General features: G+C 32.6%; 2 protein-coding genes. Both read right to left on the bottom strand.

Annotation, left to right across the window (positions count from 1 at the left end):
* Positions 1-13: 13 nt before the first annotated feature.
* On the bottom strand, positions 14-484 hold the full coding sequence (greA, locus tag LDB17_RS06015; protein WP_135104445.1) for a transcription elongation factor GreA: 471 nt from the start codon (positions 482-484) through the stop codon (positions 14-16).
* 174 nt (positions 485-658) lie between these two features.
* Positions 659-1,831: a TlpA disulfide reductase family protein gene (locus LDB17_RS06010; RefSeq protein ID WP_252638840.1), complete on the bottom strand. Its 1,173-nt coding sequence runs from the start codon at positions 1,829-1,831 to the stop codon at positions 659-661.
* Positions 1,832-2,123: the final 292 nt, after the last annotated feature.

Genomic DNA, 2,123 nt, shown 5'->3' with positions numbered 1-2,123 from the left:
ACTAGGCATAAGTTTATAATGATATATCCATAATTTCGAAACTCATAATTCCCGAAGGAACTTTTATTTCGGCTATATCTCCTACTTTCTTACCCATCAATCCTTGCGCGATAGGAGTGTTTACAGCCATCTTATTTTCTTTCAAGTTAGCCTCGCTCTCTGCAACGATCGTATATGTCATCTTTTGGTTATTTTTCGTATTGCGTATTGTAACCTTGTTCAATATTTGCACAACGTCTGTTCCTATTGAATCTTCATTGATCAGACGAGCATTTGCCAATAGGTTTTTCATTTGGGCTATTTTAGCTTCAAGTAGCCCCTGAGCCTCTTTGGCTGCATCGTATTCAGCATTTTCAGATAAGTCTCCCTTGTCTCTAGCTTCTGCTATTTGTTTCGATATAGCAGGCCTTTCCGTAGTTTCAAGAGTGTTGATTTCTTCTTTCAACTTTTTGTAACCTTCCGCGGTCATGTAAGTGATAGCCATGGTAATTAAAAATTAAATTAATTCCTACTGTTTTTTAAATTTTTGATTGTTTTTAAAGCGACAAAAAGAAAAAGAATTCCTGCCGTTAAAGGCCAGAACTCCTTTTCCTTTTTCATTTTATCAAAAACAAAGATATAGTATATTTTTCGTATTTTCAAATATTTGGAAATACTTTTATAATAATTTTTGAACTTCTGAAGCTAGGTTATCAGTAGATAAAATTCTTTTCACAATCTCTCCATTCTTGTTTAATAAATATGTAGTAGGGAAGCCTTGAATATTGAATTTCGCGAGCCATTCAGACCTGAGTAGCTTACTATCTCTTACACATATCCAGGGTAAATTTGTTGCAGCATTTTTCCATGCATGTATATCCGTGTCAAAAGATACTTGGTATACTTCTACATTTCCTTTATTCTTACTATATACATTATTGATAAGTATATTGTGCGCCGGAGAAAAATCTGTTTGGTATGCAGTAAAATCGAGTATAACAACTTTTCCTTTTAATGAAGATAAACTTACGTCCTTATTATTAATATCAGGTAGCGTTATATTATAAAACACACTGTGATCTGTAGCTTCGGTATTCTCTAGCTTCTTCATTGTTTCTTCCTGACTTGCCATTTGTTTCAACTCAGCCAAAGTAGTTAGCGTAAAAGTCTTTAAATGCTCTGCCCGAGGTGATTTTGATTTGTATAGATCCCAAACGGTAGCAACAGCTCTGAAAGCTACTAAGTCATTTTTATCATAAGGATCGAATATTAAATATCCATCTACTTTTTGAAATAAAGCAAAATAGCTGGCTAAGCTTTTAGAGTCAGATAAGATTAGATCTTTAGCTTTAGTTTTATATTCATTCAGTGCTTTTTGAATTTCTGCGACATATTGATCCTGTGATATTTCTTTACTTTCAAATTGTTTTCTCAAATCAGACACAGTCCGACTAAGCTTGTTTTGGGCAAAAACAATATCTTTTATTTTCACAGAGCCTTCAGATCCCTCTATTGTATATTCCGATGCAAATGTAGGTTTGCTAGCATGTACAGTAATTGTTTCTATAGAGTCTATTGCTAAGTTTATGGATTGCTTATCCATTCTTAGTAAATAGAATTCAGGATATCCTAATGCAGGCTCTTTAAATTTGAAACTCCCATCTGCATCTAGCTTTACTGAGTCTATGGTTGTTGTTTCATTCAAAGACCGTCTTTCTAGATATAACATTGTGGTGTCGGCATTGGCAATCTTACCCTCTACTGTAAAATGAGGGCCTTTATTCTGACAAGATGCAAAAGAGATGACCGCAAGAGTAATAATAGATAACTTGGAAAAAAGAAATGTTTTCATGTATAATGCATGTTATATTATATAAGTATTTAGCGGAACAAAGATATTAATTATAATTATTATGTGATTCTCCGTAAGAGTTTCTTTCCAAAAATATTTTCATATATATAATTATAGTAAGGTTGGGATTGGTCTTTTTGACGGATGGTCTTATGGACAAAAAAACAATAATTGATTAAGTTATTTTGTTTAAGGGTTTTGTATATTTCGGTTAAAATATTTTGAAAAAAAGGCATTAAAATATTTGGAGATGTATAAATAAAATGCATATCTTTGCACCCGCTTTGATAGA

Origin of the sequence: Dysgonomonas sp. Shenzhen-Wh21, from assembly GCF_043392705.1 — a bacterium.
GTDB lineage: Bacteria > Bacteroidota > Bacteroidia > Bacteroidales > Dysgonomonadaceae > Dysgonomonas.
The sequence above is the reverse complement of the archived record's forward strand: the minus strand, read 5'-3'. Positions and strand labels throughout refer to the sequence as shown.

What these genes read in the sequence shown, in the direction of transcription:
- greA (WP_135104445.1), bottom strand. Translation starts at nt 484, where the DNA reads ATGGCTATCACTTACATGACCGCGGAAGGTTACAAAAAGTTGAAAGAA.
- LDB17_RS06010 (WP_252638840.1), bottom strand. Translation starts at nt 1,831, where the DNA reads ATGAAAACATTTCTTTTTTCCAAGTTATCTATTATTACTCTTGCGGTC.